We start from the raw sequence: 16,841 nt of genomic DNA on the forward strand, positions 1-16,841 counted from the left end.
GACGCTCTGGCGATCAACGGGGCCTCTGGCCCCGTTTTTTCTTGGGGACGAGGCATGACGGCGGTTTGGCGCACCACGCGCTTTGCCATCGACCTGGCGCAGCCAAGGGTCATGGGCATCGTAAACGTCACGCCCGATTCCTTTTCCGACGGAGGCGCTCATGCGTCGACCGAGTCCGCCGTGCGCCATTGCGCGCAATTGGTCGACGAGGGCGCGGACATCCTGGACATCGGCGGTGAATCGACACGCCCAGGGAGTCCCGCCGTGCCGCTCGACGCCGAACTGGCGCGCGTGCTGCCGGTGGTGCGCGAAGCGGTGAAGCTGGGTATCCCCGTCTCCGTCGATACCTACAAGGCCGAAGTGATGCGCGCAGTACTGGACCTCGGCGTGGACATGATCAATGACGTCTGGGCGTTGCGCCGACCGGGTGCGCTGGAAGCCGTTGCGGCGCATCCCACGTGCGGCATCTGCTTGATGCACATGCATCGCGATCCCCAGACCATGCAGACGGCCCCGATGCAGGGCGACGTGGTGCCGGCGGTTCGCTCATTTCTCGAGGAGCAGGCAAGGGCACTGTTGGCGCGCGGCGTCGGCGCTGCCCGCATCGTGCTCGATCCGGGCATTGGATTCGGCAAGACCGTCGCGCAGAATTTCGCCTTGCTTGCGCGGCAGCGTGAATTGGTCGCCGCGGGTTGGCCCGTGCTCGCCGGTTGGTCGCGAAAGTCGTCGCTCGGCGCGGTCACAGGCATCGAAGAGGCTGGCGAACGCATGGTGCCCAGCGTGGCTGCCGCCGTGCTGTCGGTGGAGCAGGGCGCCGCGATCGTCCGCGTGCATGATGTGCGCGAAACCGTGGCTGCACTGGCCGTGTGGCGCGCCATGAAACGAGAACAACAAGGACAGGAGTCAAAACAATGACAAGGGAATATTTCGGCACCGACGGCATCCGTGGAACGGTCGGCCAGGCGCCCATCACACCCGACTTCGTGCTGCGCCTCGCGCATGCCGTGGGACGCGTTCTCAAGAGGACAGAGTCGCGTCCTACCGTGCTGATCGGCAAGGACACACGCATTTCCGGCTACATGCTCGAATCGGCGCTGGAGTCGGGCTTCAACTCTGCCGGCGTGGACGTGGTGCTGCTCGGCCCGTTGCCGACGCCCGGCGTGGCCTACCTGACGCGCGCGCAACGTGCGAGCCTGGGGGTGGTGATCAGCGCGAGCCACAACGCCTATCCGGACAACGGCATCAAGTTCTTCAGCGCGCATGGCACCAAGCTCAGCGACCAGTGGGAGTTGGCTGTCGAGGCCGCCCTGCAGGAGTCGCCGGTGTGGGTCGACTCCAGGAACCTCGGCAAGGCGCGCCGCCTCAACGACGCGCCCGGGCGCTACATCGAGTTCTGCAAGAGCACCTTTGCCAACGACCTGACCCTGCGCGGCCACAAGCTCGTTGTCGATGCGGCGCACGGCGCGGCCTACCAAGTGGCGCCGGCCGTGTTCCATGAACTGGGGGCCGAGGTGTCGAGCATCGGGTGTGCGCCTGACGGGCTCAACATCAACAAGGGCTTTGGCGCGACCCACCCCCAGGCGCTGATCGATACGGTCAAGGCGCAAGGTGCCGAGTACGGCATCGCACTCGATGGCGATGCCGATCGGCTGCAACTGGTCGATGCGAGCGGACGCCTGTTCAATGGCGACGAACTGCTGTACTTGATGACGATGGAGCGCATCGCGCGCGGCGAAAAGCCGGCAGGCGTCGTTGGCACCCTGATGACCAACAAGGCCGTCGAGATGGCGCTCAAGAAGCAGGGCATCGAGTTCGTGCGGGCGAAGGTCGGCGACCGCTACGTGCTCGAGGAACTCGAGAAGCGCGGCTGGCTGCTCGGCGGGGAAGGCTCCGGCCATTTGCTGGCCCTCGACCGTCATACGACAGGCGACGGCATCGTCAGTGCATTGCAGGTGCTGCAGGCCTGCGTGCGGAGCGGCAAGGGCGTCGGCGAACTGCTGGCCGGCGTTGCGTTGTATCCGCAGACGCTCATCAACGTGCGTCTTGCCGAGGGACAGGACTGGACGTCCAGCAAGGGGCTCGCGGCCGAGACGCAACGCGCCGAGGCTGAACTGGGCGACGCGGGCCGAGTGCTGATCCGCGCCAGCGGTACCGAGCCGTTGCTGCGCGTCATGGTCGAGGCGCGCGACGCAGCGCAGGCCGAGGCTTGCGCGCAGCGCCTGGTCGCGGCCGTGCAGGAAGGTTGAGCGAGATGGTCGATGTGGTGATGGCGGACTACCGCAACCCTGCGCATGCGCGCGCACTCGTCGACCTGCTGGATGCCTACGCGCGCGATCCCGCAGGTGGAGGCACGCCGCTGGCAGCGCATGCCATGTCGAATCTGCCCGAGGCACTCGCGGCTCGGCCCCAGGCCTTCAGCGTGCTTGCCTACGATGGTGAGCAGCCAGTAGGGTTGATCAATTGCATCGAGGGCTTTTCCACCTTTGCCTGCCAGCCGCTCGTGAACGTCCATGATGTGGTCGTCCTGGCCAGCCATCGAGGGAAGCGGGTGACGCAGCGCATGCTCGCCCGGGTGGTAGAAGAGGCGCGCCGCCGCGGTGCCTGCAAGCTCACGCTCGAGGTGCTGTCAGGGAATCAAAGCGCATTGCGTGCCTACGAGCGCGAGGGTTTCGCGAGCTACCAGCTCGATCCCGCCTTCGGTTCCGCGATGTTCCTGCAGAAGAAGCTCTGACGCGGAATGCTTGAAGCCGGCCGCGAAGCGTGGCCCGTTGGTGAAACGCCGCGGAGCCGGCTTCGCCGGTCCGCTGGTGTTGCCCCCGGCTGGGGGTGGGCGCCCGACACGAAGTGCGGGCAACTTGGGGGCGAGCTCTAGAACCGAGTGACAGGCATGGCCTCGTCACCCTTGCTGGGGGCGTACTTGCCCAGTTCCCACTTCGCGATCGCATTGCGGTGCACTTCGTCCGGACCGTCGGCAAAGCGCAGCGTGCGGGCACCGGCGTAGGCGTAGGCGAGCGGGAAGTCATCGCACATGCCGCCGCCGCCGTGCACTTGCATGGCCCAGTCGATCACCTGGCAAGCCATGCTTGGCGCGACCACCTTGATCATCGCGATCTCGGTCTTGGCAACCTTGTTGCCGGCCACGTCCATCAGCCACGCGGCCTTGAGCGTCAGCAGGCGTGCCATGTCGATCTTGCAGCGCGCTTCGGCGATGCGTTCCTGCGTCACGGTCTGCGAAGCGACGGTCTTGCCGAAGGCCACACGCGAGGAGGCCCGCTTGCACATGAGTTCCAGCGCGCGCTCGGCCAGGCCGATCAGTCGCATGCAGTGGTGGATGCGTCCCGGGCCGAGGCGGCCCTGGGCGATCTCGAAGCCGCGACCCTCGCCGAGCAGGATGTTGCCCACCGGAACGCGAACATTCTCGAAGTACATCTCCACGTGGCCGTGCGGCGCGTCGTCGTAGCCCATGACGTTGAGCGGGCGCACGATGCGGATGCCCTTGGCGTCAGCCGGCACGATGACCATGCTCTGCTGGGAATGGCGGGGCGCATCGGGTTCCGACTTGCCCATCGTGATGAACACCTTGCAGCGCGGATCGGCGGCGCCCGAGATCCACCACTTGCGGCCGTTGATCACGTACTCGTCGCCCTGGCGCTCGATGCGGGTCGCGATGTTGGTCGCATCGCTGGAAGCCACGTCGGGCTCGGTCATGGCGAAGGCCGAACGGATCTCGCCTTCGAGCAGCGGCTTGAGCCAGCGCGCCTTGATCTCGTCCGAGCCGTAGCGCGCGATGGTTTCCATGTTGCCGGTATCGGGCGCCGAGCAGTTGAAGGCTTCGCTCGCCCATGGCACCCGGCCCATGATCTCGGCCAGCGGCGCGTATTCCTGGTTCGTCAGGCCGGCGCCGTCGTAGCCCGAGGCGGCCGCGCTGTCGACGGGCAGGAACAGGTTCCACAGGCCCTGTGCCTTGGCCTTGACCTTGAGCTTCTCGACGGTCTGGAGCGCGGTCCAGCGCTTGCCCGCTGCCGTGTTGGCGGCCAGCTCGGCCGAGTACTCAGCCTCGGCGGGGTAGATGTAGTCCTCCATGAAAGCACTGACGCGCTTTTGAAGCTCTTTGGTTTTGGCCGAGTATTCGAAGTCCATGTCGTCTCCAGGTGGGTAAGGGGTCAGGCGGCCGCTGCCGCGCCGATCATGCGTTCTTGGCGAATTGCCAGGCCATTTCGGCCATCGGTCGCGCACCGCGGCCCGAGGCCACGGCTTGTTCGCTCGATGCGGTGCCGGCCTCGACCCGCTTCGCGATCCCTTGCAGGATCGCCGCGATGCGGAACATGTTGTAGGCCAGGTAGAAGTTCCAGTCGGGCGCCAGCGCCTCCGGCGTCGTGAGGCCGGTGCGGTCGCAGTAGCGCTGGATGTATTCGCTTTCCGTCGGGATGCCGAGGCTCTCCAGGTCGAGGCCGCCGATGCCACGCGACATCGCGTGCGGTATGTGCCAGGCCATGCAGTGGTAGCTGAAGTCGGCCAGCGGATGGCCCAGCGTCGACAGTTCCCAGTCGAGGACGGCGATCGCGCGGGGCTCCGTGGGGTGGAACATCACGTTGTCCAGGCGGAAATCGCCGTGCACGATCGAGCTCATCTTTTCGTCGCGTGCGCTTTCCGGAATGTGCGCCGGCAGCCACTCCATGAGTCGATCCATCTCGGGGATCGGCTGCGTGATCGATGCGACGTACTGCTTGCTCCAGCGGCCGATCTGGCGCTCGAAGTAGTTGCCGGGCTTGCCGTAGTCGGCCAGGCCCCGTTCGGCGAACTTCACGGTGTGCAGCGCGGCGATCACGCGGTTCATCTCATCGTAGATGGCGGCGCGCCCTGCGTTGTCCATGTCGGGCAGGGACTGGTCCCACAGCACGCGGCCGGCCATGAACTCCATCACGTAGAACGCGCGGCCGATCACGCCTTCGTCTTCGCAGAGGCAGTACATCCGCGGCACCGGAACGTCGGTGCCCGCGAGGCCGCTCATGACCTTGAACTCGCGCTCGACCGCATGCGCGGAGGGCAGCAGCTTGGCGACCGGCCCCGGCTTGGCGCGCATCACGTAACTTTGCGACGGCGTGATGAGCTTGTAGGTCGGGTTGGACTGTCCGCCCTTGAACATCTCGACCGTGAGTGGTCCCTTGAAGCCGTCGAGATTGGTCTCGAGCCATGCGGTGAGCGCGTCGATGTCGACGAGGTGCTGCTGGGAGACGGCACGCGTACCGATGAATTTGTCGAAGTCCTGGGTCATGTCTCTGGATGTCTCCGGATTTATTGGTCGTCGGCTTCCGAGATGCGCATCAGCGCGGCGCGGTCCAGGACCACGAGGCCGCCCGGTTCGATGCGTATCGCTTCCTCGCGCTCCATCGCCTTGAGTTCCTGGTTGACGCGCTGGCGCGATGCGCCCAGCAATTGCGCCAGTTCTTCCTGCGCGAGATGCAGGCCGATGCGCATCTGGCTGCCGTCCGCAAGATTCGGCACGCCATAGCTGCGGACCAGGTGGATGAGCTGCTTGGCCAGCCGCGCGCGCAGGGGCAGGGTGTTGAGGTCTTCCACCAGCCCGAAGAGCTGTCGAATGCGCCTGGCCTGCAGGCGCATCAGCGCTTCGTAGAGTTCGACGTGGTTCGAGAGGATCTTCTGGAAGTCCGCACGCGCCACGCAGAGGATCGTGGTGTCGCCGTGCGCATAGGCATCGTGCGTGCGCCGGTCCCCGTCGAACATCGCCACGTCGCCGAACCAGATGCCCGGCTCCACGTAGGTCAGCGTCACCTGCTTGCCCGACACCGCTGTCGAACTCACCCGCACCGCGCCCTTCGCGCAGGCGATCCACTGCTCCGGCGGATCGCCTCGTGCGGAGATCAGCTCGCCGTCCTTGTAGCGTTTGACGAAAGTACATCGGAGGATGTCGTGGCGCAGTGATGGGGAGAGAGAAGAGAACCAGCGACCACCGTTGATCGCTTCACGTTCTTCGATGGTAAGAATGGGGTCGTCCATGGACTGTCCTGTCGGTGACTGAAAAGCTAGGGGTTGTCACGAGCGTGACCAGCCCCGTCATTCGTAGCGCGGCGTCTGCTTGGAGAGGAATGCGGCGATGCCGATGCCCGCGTTGGCGTGGTGAAGATTGCGCACGAAGTGATCGCGCTCCTGCGACAGATGCGAGACCAGCGACGCGCCGCGCGCTTCGCTGAGCAGTTCCTTGATGCTGGCCAGTGCATTCGGCGCGCGCGCATTGAGCTTCTCCGCGAGCGCGAGCGCGGCCGCCAGCGCCTGGCCACTTTCGGTGATCTCGTTGATCAGCCCGAGCGCGTGCAGGCGCGATGCGTCCAGGCGTTCGCCAAGCATCAGCCATTCGCTGGCCAGTTGGCGCGGCAACGCCTGCCCCAGATGCCAGCTCAGCCCGCCGTCCGGCGACAACGCGACATTGCTGTAGGAGGCGGCGAATACGGCGTCGCGTGCCGAGACGACGAAATCACAGGCCAATGCCAGGGAGAAACCCGCACCGGCCGCCGCGCCTTCGACGGCCGCGATGATGGGCTTGGGGAAGGCGCGGATCGAATCGACCCAGTTGTGCAGGGCGTCGATGCTCTCGGCCTGCACGGAGGGATCTCGGTCGCGGTTGGCCGACAGCCGCTGCAGCGAGCCGCCCGCACAGAACCACTTGCCTTCGCCGACGAGGATGACGCTGCGGACCTCGTCGCTGTTCTCGGCACCGTTGAGCGCCTCGATGCCGGCCGCGTACATCTCGGGACCCAGTGCGTTGCGTTGGGAGGGATTGGAGAGCGTGAGCACCATCGTGCGGCCCTCGGTCGTGCTCTTCAGTTCTGCGGTCATGGGTGTCTTACTCTTCTTGATGGGTGAGGCTCAGGCCGAGGGCGCCACGGCGGCGCAACCACGGGCTCGGGCGATAGCGGGGATCGCCGTAGACGGTCTGAAGGTTGAACAGGATCTCGAGCACGTTGGTCGGGCCGTACAGATCACCCATGGCCAACGGCCCTTGCGGATAGCCGAGCCCAAGTCGAACGGCCGTATCGAGATCGGCCGGCGAGCAGACGCCTTGCTGGCACATGTCGCAGGCGATGTTCACGATCGTCGCAACGACGCGCTGCGTGACGAAGCCGCCGCTGTCGCGAATCACGCTGACGGCCTTGCCATCGCGCGCGAACAGTGCGTGCGCCGCATCACGCATGTCGCGCCGGGTCGCGGGATTGGTCGCCAGCACGCGGCGCTTGGTCGCTACGTCGTCGACCATCATGTCGATGCCGACGGTGCGCGTGGCATCGAGGCGCTCGACCGCGGCTACGGTGGTGACATCGAAGCCCAGCGGCGCGACGAGGATCAGCGCCGCGCTGGAAGGCGTGGCGCCGCTTTCGAGTTGCGCCCCCAGTGCATGGATCAGGCGCAGCAATTCCGGCCGGCGAGCCGCGCGGGGCGACACCCAGACCGAGGGCGTCGCATCGACCTTCGGCACCGGCGGCTCCGTGACCTGCTCCATTGCACCGTCGGCGTAGCGATAGAAGCCTTCGCCTGTTTTGCGTCCCAGCGCGCCCGCGGCCAGGCGTTGCGCCGTGATCACGCTCGGGCGATAGCGCGGTTCTTCGTAGTACTGGCGATAGATCGACTCCATCACCGGATGCGAGACGTCGAGCGCGGTCAGGTCGAGCAGTTCGAAAGGCCCGAGACGAAAACCAGCCTGGTCCCTGAGGATGCGGTCGATCGTGGCGAAGTCCGCCACGCTTTCACCGGCGATGCGCAGCGCTTCGGTGCCGTAGCCGCGTCCTGCGTGGTTGACGATGAAGCCGGGCGTGTCCTTCGCCTGCACGGCGCTGTGACCCATCTGCGTGGCATACCCTGCGAGCTGCTTGCAGACTTCGGCATCTGTCTTGAAGCCGGCCACCACCTCCACGACCTTCATCAGCGGCACAGGATTGAAGAAATGGAACCCCGCCATGCGCTCGGGATGCTTCATCACCGCCGCGACGGCGGTGACGGACAGCGAGGAGGTGTTGGTGACCAGCGTGGCGGTGGGCGCCACGACGGCTTCCAGTTCCTTGAACAGCTTGCGCTTGACCTCCAGGTCTTCGACCACGGCCTCGATCACCAGATCGCAGCCCGCGAGTGCCTCCACCGAATCGACTGCGTGGACCCGCGCGGACAAGGCATCGCGTTGTGCGGCATCCAGCTTGCCTTTCTCCAGCAGCTTCTGCCATTGGGCGAGGATCGCATCGCGTCCACGCGCGGCTGCGCCCGCGAAGCTGTCGACCAAATGGACCTCGCTGCCGGCCTGTGCAGCGATCTGCGCAATGCCGCGCCCCATGGCGCCAGCGCCGATTACACCTATGTTGGAAAAGTTCACAGTCATTTGATAATTGTCTCTCGCTGAAAGATCGCCTCTGACCCTCATGTCAGAATGCGTTAACTTTTGATTGCTAATTGCAGCCCATTTTGCAGTTCCCACGCTTAGCGGCGAGCCTGTTTCTACTCGGGCTGGCCCTTGAATCATCCGCCTTGACGATCGGTCGGCCGCAAGGGGCTGTCTGGATCGGCAAGCCGATGGACGTGGCGATCCCGCTGTCGCTGGATTCGGCGGAGTCGGGCGGGTCCTTGTGCCTCGAGGCGACCGTCCTGCAAGGCGACACGCCCATCTCCGACCGGCGTGTGACTGTATCCCTCGAACCGGGAGCGGGTCCTGGCAATCCCAACATGCGCATCCGATCCACCGTTCCGATGGAGGAGCCGGTGGTCACCGTCACGGTGCGCGCGGGCTGCGAGATGAAGTCGACGCGCAGCTATGTGCTGCTGGCCGACGTGCCCACCGATGTCGCATTGCCGGGGGTCGTGGCATCCGGGGCCCGGTCTTTCTCATCGGACGCTGGTGCGCCGACCGCGAGGCCTGTTCCACGCCCAGTCGCGCGCAATTCGAATGGGGGCACGGGCTCCGCCGAGAGCGCGCGAGTGAGGACGGCGCAACGCAGCACGCCTCCGAGGGACGAGGGCTCACCCGACGCGGAAGCGCCAGCGCCGCGTCGCGCTCCGGCGGTCGCTGCGCCGGTTGCGCCGCGCCGTGCTACCGCCCCGAAGGCGTCCGCGGCGCCTCAGGTCGCTCCCGCAGCGCCGGCAGCACCCGCTCCGGCTCTCAAGCAAGAGGCTGCGGCAGGCGGCTCGCGCCTGCGCGTCGAGCCGCTGGAACCCCAGGTCACGAGGGAGGCCGGCCTCAAGACCACGACGGAACTGAGGCTACCTGCCGTGGAAGATCCCGGGCGGCGTGCCGCTGCGGCGGCGCTCTGGAGCGCCATGAATCCGCAACCCCAGGAGGCGCAGCGCGAAGCCCAGCACGCAAAGGACATGGATGCCACGCTCGCCGCATTGCGCGAGCAGACCGCGCAGAACCAGCGCGCGCTCTTGGAACTGCGCAGCGAACTGACCCAGGCGCGCGAAAGCCAGTTCCGCAATCCGCTCGTCTATACCTTGATCGTCTTGCTGCTGCTGGCGCTCATCGGCATGTTGCTGCTGTGGCGCCTCGCGCGACGCCCGGCCGCACCCGCCTGGTGGGGCGAGGCGCCGCCTCCGAAGGGCGAAGGTGTCCGCAGGCGCCTGCCGAAGCGGGGGGTGCTGGACGACGAGATGGACCTGGACTCGGAGCCGGACGCGCCGCCCCCCCGACGCAGTGCCAGCACGGGCAGGACCTTCGTGCCGACGCCGTTCGCGCCGCTCGAACCCAACGTCCCCGACGACAGCGGCTTCGACGAGCCCCTGCCGCACCCCGTGCGCACTTTCGACAACGCCCCGGTGCGACCGGTCAACACCGAAGAGCTGTTCGACGTCCAGCAGCAATCGGACTTCTTCCTCTCGCTCGGCCAGCATGACCAGGCGATCGCCGTGCTGCGCGAGCACATCGCTGCCAATCCCGGCACCAGCGCGCTGGCCTACCTCGACCTGCTGCGCATCTTCCATTCGCTCGAGCGCAAGGAAGACTACGCGCGGCTGGCCGAAGAGTTCGAACGCGCCTTCAATGCCGACGTACCGGCCTTCGTCCACTTCACCGAAGCCGGCAAGGGGCTGGAGCATTACCGCAGCGCCTTGGCGCGCATCGAAACACAATGGCCGGCGCCAGGGACCCTGGCGCTGATCGAGGAACTGATCTTCCGCAAGCCCGGCGTCCACGAGGAAGGTGCATTCGATCTCGCCGCGTACCAGGAACTGCTGCTTCTCTACGCCGTGGCCAAGGAGGTGATCGACCCCGACAGTGCGCCGCCTGCGCCTGTCACGCCGCATTCGTTTGTCGACACCTTCGGCCACGAAGAGATGCCGACGGCGACGCCACCCCTCGAGGTCGATACCCAGCCTCCGGCCCTGCACGATGATGGTCCGGTGCTGCCGCCCTCGATCTATGGCGTGATCGATGATGGCCTGCATCACGACACGGTGATGGTTCCGGATGCACCGGTACCGATTCCCCCCACAGGCGAAGCGCCGCCTCGCGCGAAGCCCACTATCGACCTGGATCTCGCCGAATTCGACAAGACGGCCTACGAGACCATGCCGACGCCGATCGAAACGCCCAAGCCGTCCCCGGCGCCTTCGACCGATCCGCATGTGATCGACTTCGATCTGTTCGACCCGAACACCGAAGCGGAGATCGCTCCGCGACCGGTCATCAAGCGCTGAAGGCAGGGGCACGGCGCTGTGCCCTGTCCACTGCTGCGCTGAGCGTCAGCGCCACGAGCACCATGGCCAATCCCACCCAGTTCATCCATGCGATCGCATCATTGGCGAGGAGCCAGCCGCCGGCCCCGGCGCCGACAGCCTGTCCGATGTAGATGCCGGAACTGTTCAGCGCCACCGAGCCCGGTGCGAGCGCGGGCGACATCGAGACCAGGCGCGCTTGCTGCGCCGAATTGGTCGCGAAGCAGCCCAGGCCCCACGGAGTCAGAAGGAGCGCCAGCCAGGCGAGCGTGACGCCGAGCGGCCATAGAAGCAGGCTCAGCGCGATCAGCGACGTGGTGAGCAGCACCATGCGAGGCGCGCCGACGCGGTCGATATGCCGGCTCACGAGCATGTTGCCCACGAGTCCGCAGGCGCCGAACCACGCCCACATAAGTCCCAACTGCGTGGCGTCGGCATGGAGCGTCTGCTTGAGGATCGGCGCGAAATAGCTGAACAGCACGAACTGGCCCGCGCCCTGCAAAGCGGTGACGGACACGACGCCCATCAGCAGGGGACTCTTGAGCACTCGCCCCCAGGCCTCACGCGACAGGGCCGCGGGCCGGATGCCTGTGGGAAGCTTCAGCCAGATCCAGACCGCGCTGATGACCGAGAGGGCGGTGATCACCGCGAATGCCGTCCGCCATCCGAAATGTCCTCCAACCACCGCGCCGATCGGAAGGCCCAGCACCGACGCCATGGACCATCCGAGGAAGACAAAGGTAACGGCGCGCCCGCGCTGATCCGGCGGCACCAGCAAGCCGACGCATGCGGCCGCCTGCGGCGTGAATATCGCGGGTGCAATCACCGTGAGCATGCGAACCATCAACAGGCCGCCGAAGCTCGGCATCAGCGTGGCGACGAGGTGTCCGGCGCCATACCAGAGCATGGTGCAGGCCAGCAGCAGCCGGCGGTCCCAGCCCGCGACCACGGCGGCAAGCAAAGGAGCACCCAGGCACATCACGACGGCGCCGGCCGTGATCAACTGGCCGGCCGTCGCCGCGCTGACGTCCAGCGACGTGCTGAGCTCGTTGAGCGTGCCGGGCACCACCATCACGCCCGTGCCGATCACGAAATTGCCTGCCAGCAGGGCCCACAACGAGGCCGGCAGTGCAGGCCGCTTCAACGGCGGACCTGCAGAGCGCCGGGGTTGACGATGTTCGTCGGATTGCCCTTGATGAAACTGACGACGTTGTCGAAAGCCTGCCCGAAGTACATCTCGTAGCTGTCCTGCTCCACGTAGCCGATGTGCGGCGTGCAGATGCAGTTCTCGAGACGGAGGAGCGCATGGCCCTGCAATGGCGGTTCGCTCTCGAAGACATCGATCGCCGCCAGCCCGGGCCGACCGCGATTGAGCGCGGCGAGAAGGGCGTCCTGCTCCACCAGCTCGGCGCGCGAGGTATTCACGAACAGCGCAGTGGGCTTCATCCGCGAAAGATCCTCGAGCGTGACCAGACCGCGCGTCTCCTCCGTCAGCCGCAGGTGCACCGACAACACGTCGGCCGCGGCGAAGAAGGCTTCCTGGTTCGGTGCCACCTGGAATCCGTCGGACCTGGCCTTGGCGCAGCTCTGCTCGCGACCCCAGATCACCACTTGCATCCCGAAGGCCTGGCCGTAGCGCGCGACCAGCTGGCCGATGCGCCCGTAACCCCAGATGCAGAGCGTCTTGCCCTTGAGCACCGAGCCGAGTCCGAAGTTCGGTGGCATCGATGCGGACTTGAGGCCCGACTGCTGCCACGCGCCATGCTTCAGGTTGCTGATGTACTGCGGCAGGCGACGCATCGCGGCCATGATCAGCGCCCAGGTCAGCTCGGCCGGCGCCAATGGCGACCCCGTGCCTTCCGCCACCGCGATACCTTGTTCCGAACAGGCGTTCACGTCGATGTGGCCGCCGACCCGCCCGGTCTGCGAAATGAGCCTGAGCTTGGGCAACTTCTCGATGAGCTGCCGGGAGATGTGGGTGCGCTCACGGATCAGCACGATCACGTCGGCATCCTTGAGGCGCACCGAAAGCTGCCCGATGCCCTTGACCGTGTTGGTATAGACCTTGGCGGCATACGCATCGAGCTTGGCAGCGCACTGCAGCTTGCGCACCGCATCCTGATAGTCGTCGAGGATCACAATGTTCATGGCGTGCCATTGTGCCTCGCACCACCGGCAAGCTGTGCGGACGCATCATGTTGCCATTGCATGCGCCGGTCGCCGGGGGCACTTGCAGGGTGGTTGAACGTCGCTGCCCGGCGATGAAGCGCCAGTCAGTGTGGACGCAGTTCGGCCCTCAGTGCACGTGGGCGGATCGGGGCGCCGTGCCTGCTGCTTCGAGCGCAACCAGTCGATCGAGCTCAGCGCAGACATCGGCCATGCGGCCCGAAATCACCATGCGGCTCTGGTGACGGCCCGGTTGCTGTGCGTCGACCATGCGCACCACCCGCAACGGCCGCGCCGCCGCTGGCGAGCAGGCCTGTACCGTGGCAGTCTGGCGCGCCGTGCAACTGGGCCGGACCCCGACATAGCGCAGACCCGACGAATTGATGCGATGCGAACTGCGCGCCGGCATCCAGCGGCTGGCCAGCGATTGCAGGGGGGTCAACAAATCAACGATGCTGAGCAGGGCGATTCCCATGTGAACTCCAAAGGTCAGAGATTGAACACAGGCAGGATTGCTTTGATCGGCCTCGACAGGGTGATGGCACTTCGCCATACGCCCGCCACCTGTCGCGGCCGGGTGTGAGCGCACCGCCGAAGCCGTGCGCGCATTCATTCGACGCCTACATCAGCATCGTGTTGCGGATCAGGCCGACTGCCAGGCCTTCGATCTCGAAGGGCTCGCCGGGCTGGACGATGATGGTCGGGTAGTCCGGGTTTTCCGCATGCAGCTCGATGACCTGCTTGTTGCGCTTGAGTCGCTTGACGGTGACCTCGTCGCCGAGCCGGGCCACGACGATCTGCCCGTTACGGGCTTCCTTGGTTGCCTGCACGGCGAGCAGGTCGCCGTCCATGATGCCGGCGTCGCGCATGGACATGCCGCGCACCTTGAGCAGGTAGTCGGGTTGGCGCTGGAAGAGGGTGTTCTCGACGTAATAGGTCTGGTCGACGTGTTCCTGCGCCAGGATGGGCGAACCGGCGGCCACACGGCCGATGAGCGGCAGTGCGAGCTGCGCCATGCCGGGCAGCGACAGGGAGAACTGGTTGTTGCGGGATTCGTTGAGCGAGCGCAGCGCGTCGCCCTTGAGCCGGATACCGCGCGAGGTACCGCTCACGAGCTCGATGACGCCCTTGCGCGCCAGCGCCTGCAGATGCTCTTCGGCCGCGTTGGCTGACTTGAAGCCCAGCTCGGCGGCGATCTCGGCGCGCGTGGGAGGGGCGCCGGTGCGCGCAATGGCGCTCTGGATCAAGTCCAGAATCTGCTGCTGACGGGCGGTAAGCTTCACGGCGAACTGCATGTTGGCTCCTGATGGGCACTGGGTGAATATCCAGTACCTGTATTTTTAACCAGTTTCCGGAAGTTGGCAAGCCATGGCCGAAGGCAATCGAAATGACGCGCGTCGCGTGATCGTCCTGGGCACGGGAGGCACGATCGCGGGTCGCGCTTCCGCCGCCAATGACAACATCGGCTACACCGCCGGCGAGGTCGGCGTGGCGGAACTGCTGGGCGACATCGACGCGCCGCCCGGCGTTTCGTTGTCGGCCGAGCAGGTGGCGCAGGTGGACAGCAAGGACATGTCCTTCCCGATCTGGCGAACGCTGGCGCTGCGTTGTGCCCATTGGCTCGCGGAACCCGACGTGGCGGGTATCGTCATCACCCACGGGACCGACACGCTGGAGGAGACGGCCTTCTTCCTGCAGTGTGTGCTGGGGCCGTCGAAGCCGGTGGTGTTGACCTGCGCGATGCGCCCGTCCACCGCGCTGGCGCCGGACGGGCCCCAGAATGTGCGCGATGCCATTGTCGTGGCGGCCTCACCCGGGGCGCGGGGTGTCATCGCCGTTTGCGCAGGCACCGTTCACAGCGCGTTCGATGTCCAGAAGGTCCACACCTACAGGCTCGACGCATTCGACTCGGGTGATGCGGGGCCGGTGGCGTACGTCGAAGAAGGCGCCGTGCGCGTGCTGAGAGATTGGCCCGTGCCGGCAACCGCCGCACAGCTTGCCTTCGATCGAATCGAAGGCGCCACGTCCTGGCCACGCGTCGAAATCCTCGTGAGCCATGCCGAGGCTCGCGGCACGATCGTGGATGCATTGCTGGAAGAGCGGAAGCGGGGCGGTGCGGAACCGCTCCAGGGACTCGTGCTTGCTGCTACCGGCAACGGCACGTTGCACCACGCACTCGAAGCGGCCGCACTTCGCGCGCAGGCTGATGGGGTATCGGTCGTCCGCGCGACGCGATGTTCGCAGGGGCGGATTCTCCCGAGGTCAAAGGAAGTGTTGCGTGACGCGGGGGCACTGACACCGGTCAAGGCGCGCATCGCGCTGATCCTCGAGCTTCTGTCCGGCGGACCTCCCGCCTGAGCGCATGTTCGGCGCGTTGCAATCGACTCCCTGGGCCTATCCTGCGCTGGAGGTCGTGCACATCGTCGGGATTGCACTGCTCGTCGGCAATCTGGTCGCCCTCGAAATGCGCGTCTTTGGACGCGCCGTCGTCCTGCCGGTGAGCGGGCTGGCGAGGCTGTCGCTGACCATCGCCTTGTCCGGCTTCGTCCTGGCGGCAGTCAGCGGTTCCTTGATGTTCGCCACTCAGCCTTTTGAACTGCTTGCCAACCGGGCCTTCCTGCTCAAGATGGGATTGCTCTTCGTGGCCGGCTGCAATGCCGTCTGGTTCCATGCACGCGGCTCGTTGCTGAAACTCGACTTGATGGCGCGGATACAGATGTTGTCGTCCACTGCGATCTGGCTGGCTGTGATCTTCTGCGGCCGATGGATCGCCTACTGATCGGAAAGGAGCTTCCTGCATGAAACGTCGCAGCTTCCTATGGACCGCCGCTTCGACTGCCGTCGCGATTCGCCCCGCCTGGGCGCACCATGGCTGGAGCGGCTTCGACCAGGATCGCCCCCTCTACCTGGAGGGCCGGGTCGTGACTTCTCGCTGGCAGAACCCTCACGCCGAACTGATGATCGAGGTACCGCCTGATCTCAAGGTTCCGCCGGATCTGGCAAAACGCGCGTTGCCTGCGCAGAGCGCGCCGGTCGATGGGCCGGGGCTGCTCGCGAAGACGACCGTGCCCCGCCGCAACGACCGTCAGTGGGAACTCGAGCTCGCGCCGCTCACGCGAATGGAGGCCTGGAAAGTCCAGGAGATCAAGCCTGGCGCCCGCATCTCGGCCGTCGGCTTTGCCTCGAAGGACGAAAAGGGGGAGGCCGTGATGCGCGTCGAATACCTGTTCGTCGACGGCAAGGCCTACGGGCTGCGCTCCAGCCCGGCCTGATCAACTGTTCAGTGCCGCGAGCGCGCGCTGGGTGATCTCGTCGACCGTCCCGACACCGCTGATGGCGCGGTACTTCGGTGCGGCGGCGGGTTCGGACTTGGCCCAGTCCGAGTAGTAGTCGACCAGCGGCCGGGTTTGCTGCCTGTAGACCTCGAGGCGCTTGCGCACGGTCTCTTCCTTGTCGTCTTCGCGCTGGATCAGGTCCTCGCCGGTGAGGTCGTCCTTGCCATCCGTTTTCGGCGGATTGAATTTCACGTGGTAGATGCGTCCCGAGGCCGGGTGCGAGCGGCGGCCGCTCATGCGTTCGATGATGTCCGAGAAGGGCACGTCGATCTCGAGCACGTAGTCCAGCTTGACGCCTGCGGCGCGCATGGCTTCGGCCTGGGGAATGGTGCGGGGGAAGCCGTCGAAGAGAAAGCCTTGGACGCAATCCGGCAAGGCGATGCGTTCCTTGACCAGATTGATGATCAGGTCGTCGCTCACCAGTGCGCCGGAAGCCATGACAGCCTGGGCCTGCAGTCCGAGCGGCGTACCCGCCTTGACGGCGGCGCGCAGCATGTCGCCCGTCGAAATCTGCGGGATGCCGTACTTCTGGCAAATGAAGGCCGCCTGCGTGCCCTTGCCCGCCCCGGGGGCGCCCAACAAAATCAGTCTCATGGTGTCCTCGGAAGGTTCTTTGATTTCTGTCGCGCCAGG

General features: G+C 66.0%; 17 protein-coding genes. 7 read left to right on the forward strand and 10 right to left on the reverse strand.

The window, feature by feature from the left end; all coding sequences use genetic code 11:
- The first annotated feature begins 54 nt into the window (after positions 1–54).
- Genes folP through AC1D3B_RS05780 form a run of 3 tightly spaced genes read left to right on the forward strand, consistent with a single transcriptional unit; the run spans position 55 to position 2,731 of the window.
- Complete coding sequence (gene folP / locus AC1D3B_RS05770) at positions 55–915, forward strand: dihydropteroate synthase (RefSeq protein ID WP_478189707.1); 861 nt, start codon at positions 55–57, stop codon at positions 913–915.
- On the forward strand, positions 912–2,246 hold the full coding sequence (gene glmM, locus AC1D3B_RS05775; RefSeq protein WP_478189708.1) for a phosphoglucosamine mutase: 1,335 nt from the start codon (positions 912–914) through the stop codon (positions 2,244–2,246). The genes folP and glmM overlap by 4 nt, the downstream gene beginning before the upstream one ends.
- Before the next feature lie 5 nt (positions 2,247–2,251).
- On the forward strand, positions 2,252–2,731 hold the full coding sequence (locus AC1D3B_RS05780) for a GNAT family N-acetyltransferase (protein WP_478190003.1): 480 nt from the start codon (positions 2,252–2,254) through the stop codon (positions 2,729–2,731).
- Positions 2,732–2,868: 137 nt separating this feature from the next.
- On the opposite strand, the gene AC1D3B_RS05785 is transcribed toward AC1D3B_RS05780, so the two are convergent.
- From AC1D3B_RS05785 to AC1D3B_RS05805, 5 genes are read right to left on the reverse strand one after another with little or no spacing between them, the layout of a single operon-like run.
- Positions 2,869–4,140, reverse strand: coding sequence for an acyl-CoA dehydrogenase family protein (locus AC1D3B_RS05785; protein ID WP_478189709.1), 1,272 nt, complete (start codon positions 4,138–4,140; stop codon positions 2,869–2,871).
- Between the two features lie 46 nt (positions 4,141–4,186).
- Entirely contained in the window at positions 4,187–5,275 is a 1,089-nt protein-coding gene (locus AC1D3B_RS05790) for a phosphotransferase (protein WP_478189710.1), read from the reverse strand.
- 20 nt (positions 5,276–5,295) lie between these two features.
- The gene (locus AC1D3B_RS05795) at positions 5,296–6,018 is read right to left on the reverse strand and encodes a Crp/Fnr family transcriptional regulator (RefSeq protein WP_478189711.1); all 723 of its coding nucleotides are present in this window, start codon (positions 6,016–6,018) and stop codon (positions 5,296–5,298) included.
- A 57-nt stretch (positions 6,019–6,075) separates the two neighbouring features.
- Positions 6,076–6,855 (reverse strand): oxepin-CoA hydrolase, alternative type, encoded by a 780-nt coding sequence (locus AC1D3B_RS05800; protein WP_478189712.1) that lies wholly within the window; start codon positions 6,853–6,855, stop codon positions 6,076–6,078.
- 7 nt (positions 6,856–6,862) lie between these two features.
- The gene (locus tag AC1D3B_RS05805; protein ID WP_478189713.1) at positions 6,863–8,383 is read right to left on the reverse strand and encodes a 3-hydroxyacyl-CoA dehydrogenase; all 1,521 of its coding nucleotides are present in this window, start codon (positions 8,381–8,383) and stop codon (positions 6,863–6,865) included.
- 146 nt (positions 8,384–8,529) lie between these two features.
- Between AC1D3B_RS05805 and AC1D3B_RS05810 the strand changes: the two genes are divergently transcribed.
- Positions 8,530–10,689 (forward strand): tetratricopeptide repeat protein, encoded by a 2,160-nt coding sequence (locus AC1D3B_RS05810; protein ID WP_478189714.1) that lies wholly within the window; start codon positions 8,530–8,532, stop codon positions 10,687–10,689.
- Here the strand turns inward: AC1D3B_RS05810 and AC1D3B_RS05815 are convergent.
- The 4 genes from AC1D3B_RS05815 to lexA all read right to left on the reverse strand — a co-directional run bounded on the left by AC1D3B_RS05815 (position 10,679) and on the right by lexA (position 14,168).
- Positions 10,679–11,851, reverse strand: a complete 1,173-nt coding sequence (locus AC1D3B_RS05815; protein WP_478189715.1) for an MFS transporter — start codon at positions 11,849–11,851, stop codon at positions 10,679–10,681. The genes AC1D3B_RS05810 and AC1D3B_RS05815 overlap by 11 nt on opposite strands.
- Positions 11,848–12,855: a D-2-hydroxyacid dehydrogenase family protein gene (locus tag AC1D3B_RS05820; RefSeq protein ID WP_478189716.1), complete on the reverse strand. Its 1,008-nt coding sequence runs from the start codon at positions 12,853–12,855 to the stop codon at positions 11,848–11,850. Before AC1D3B_RS05820 ends, AC1D3B_RS05815 begins: the two co-directional genes overlap by 4 nt.
- Before the next feature lie 148 nt (positions 12,856–13,003).
- A complete protein-coding gene (locus AC1D3B_RS05825) occupies positions 13,004–13,348 on the reverse strand; it encodes a hypothetical protein (protein WP_478189717.1) in 345 nt (114 codons plus the stop codon).
- Between the two features lie 145 nt (positions 13,349–13,493).
- A complete protein-coding gene (gene lexA / locus AC1D3B_RS05830; RefSeq protein WP_028260076.1) occupies positions 13,494–14,168 on the reverse strand; it encodes a transcriptional repressor LexA in 675 nt (224 codons plus the stop codon).
- Positions 14,169–14,241: 73 nt separating this feature from the next.
- Between lexA and AC1D3B_RS05835 the strand changes: the two genes are divergently transcribed.
- Genes AC1D3B_RS05835 through AC1D3B_RS05845 form a run of 3 tightly spaced genes read left to right on the forward strand, consistent with a single transcriptional unit; the run spans position 14,242 to position 16,145 of the window.
- Positions 14,242–15,231, forward strand: a complete 990-nt coding sequence (locus AC1D3B_RS05835) for an asparaginase (RefSeq protein ID WP_478189718.1) — start codon at positions 14,242–14,244, stop codon at positions 15,229–15,231.
- Positions 15,232–15,235: 4 nt separating this feature from the next.
- Positions 15,236–15,652 carry a hypothetical protein gene (locus tag AC1D3B_RS05840; RefSeq protein ID WP_478189719.1) on the forward strand — a complete coding sequence of 139 codons (417 nt, stop codon included), beginning with the start codon at positions 15,236–15,238 and terminating at the stop codon, positions 15,650–15,652.
- Between the two features lie 19 nt (positions 15,653–15,671).
- Complete coding sequence (locus AC1D3B_RS05845) at positions 15,672–16,145, forward strand: DUF6152 family protein (RefSeq protein ID WP_478189720.1); 474 nt, start codon at positions 15,672–15,674, stop codon at positions 16,143–16,145.
- Here the strand turns inward: AC1D3B_RS05845 and adk are convergent, their stop codons facing one another.
- Positions 16,146–16,802 carry an adenylate kinase gene (gene adk / locus AC1D3B_RS05850; protein ID WP_478189721.1) on the reverse strand — a complete coding sequence of 219 codons (657 nt, stop codon included), beginning with the start codon at positions 16,800–16,802 and terminating at the stop codon, positions 16,146–16,148.
- Positions 16,803–16,841: the final 39 nt, after the last annotated feature.

Source organism: Variovorax sp. P5_A3 (assembly GCF_056400665.1).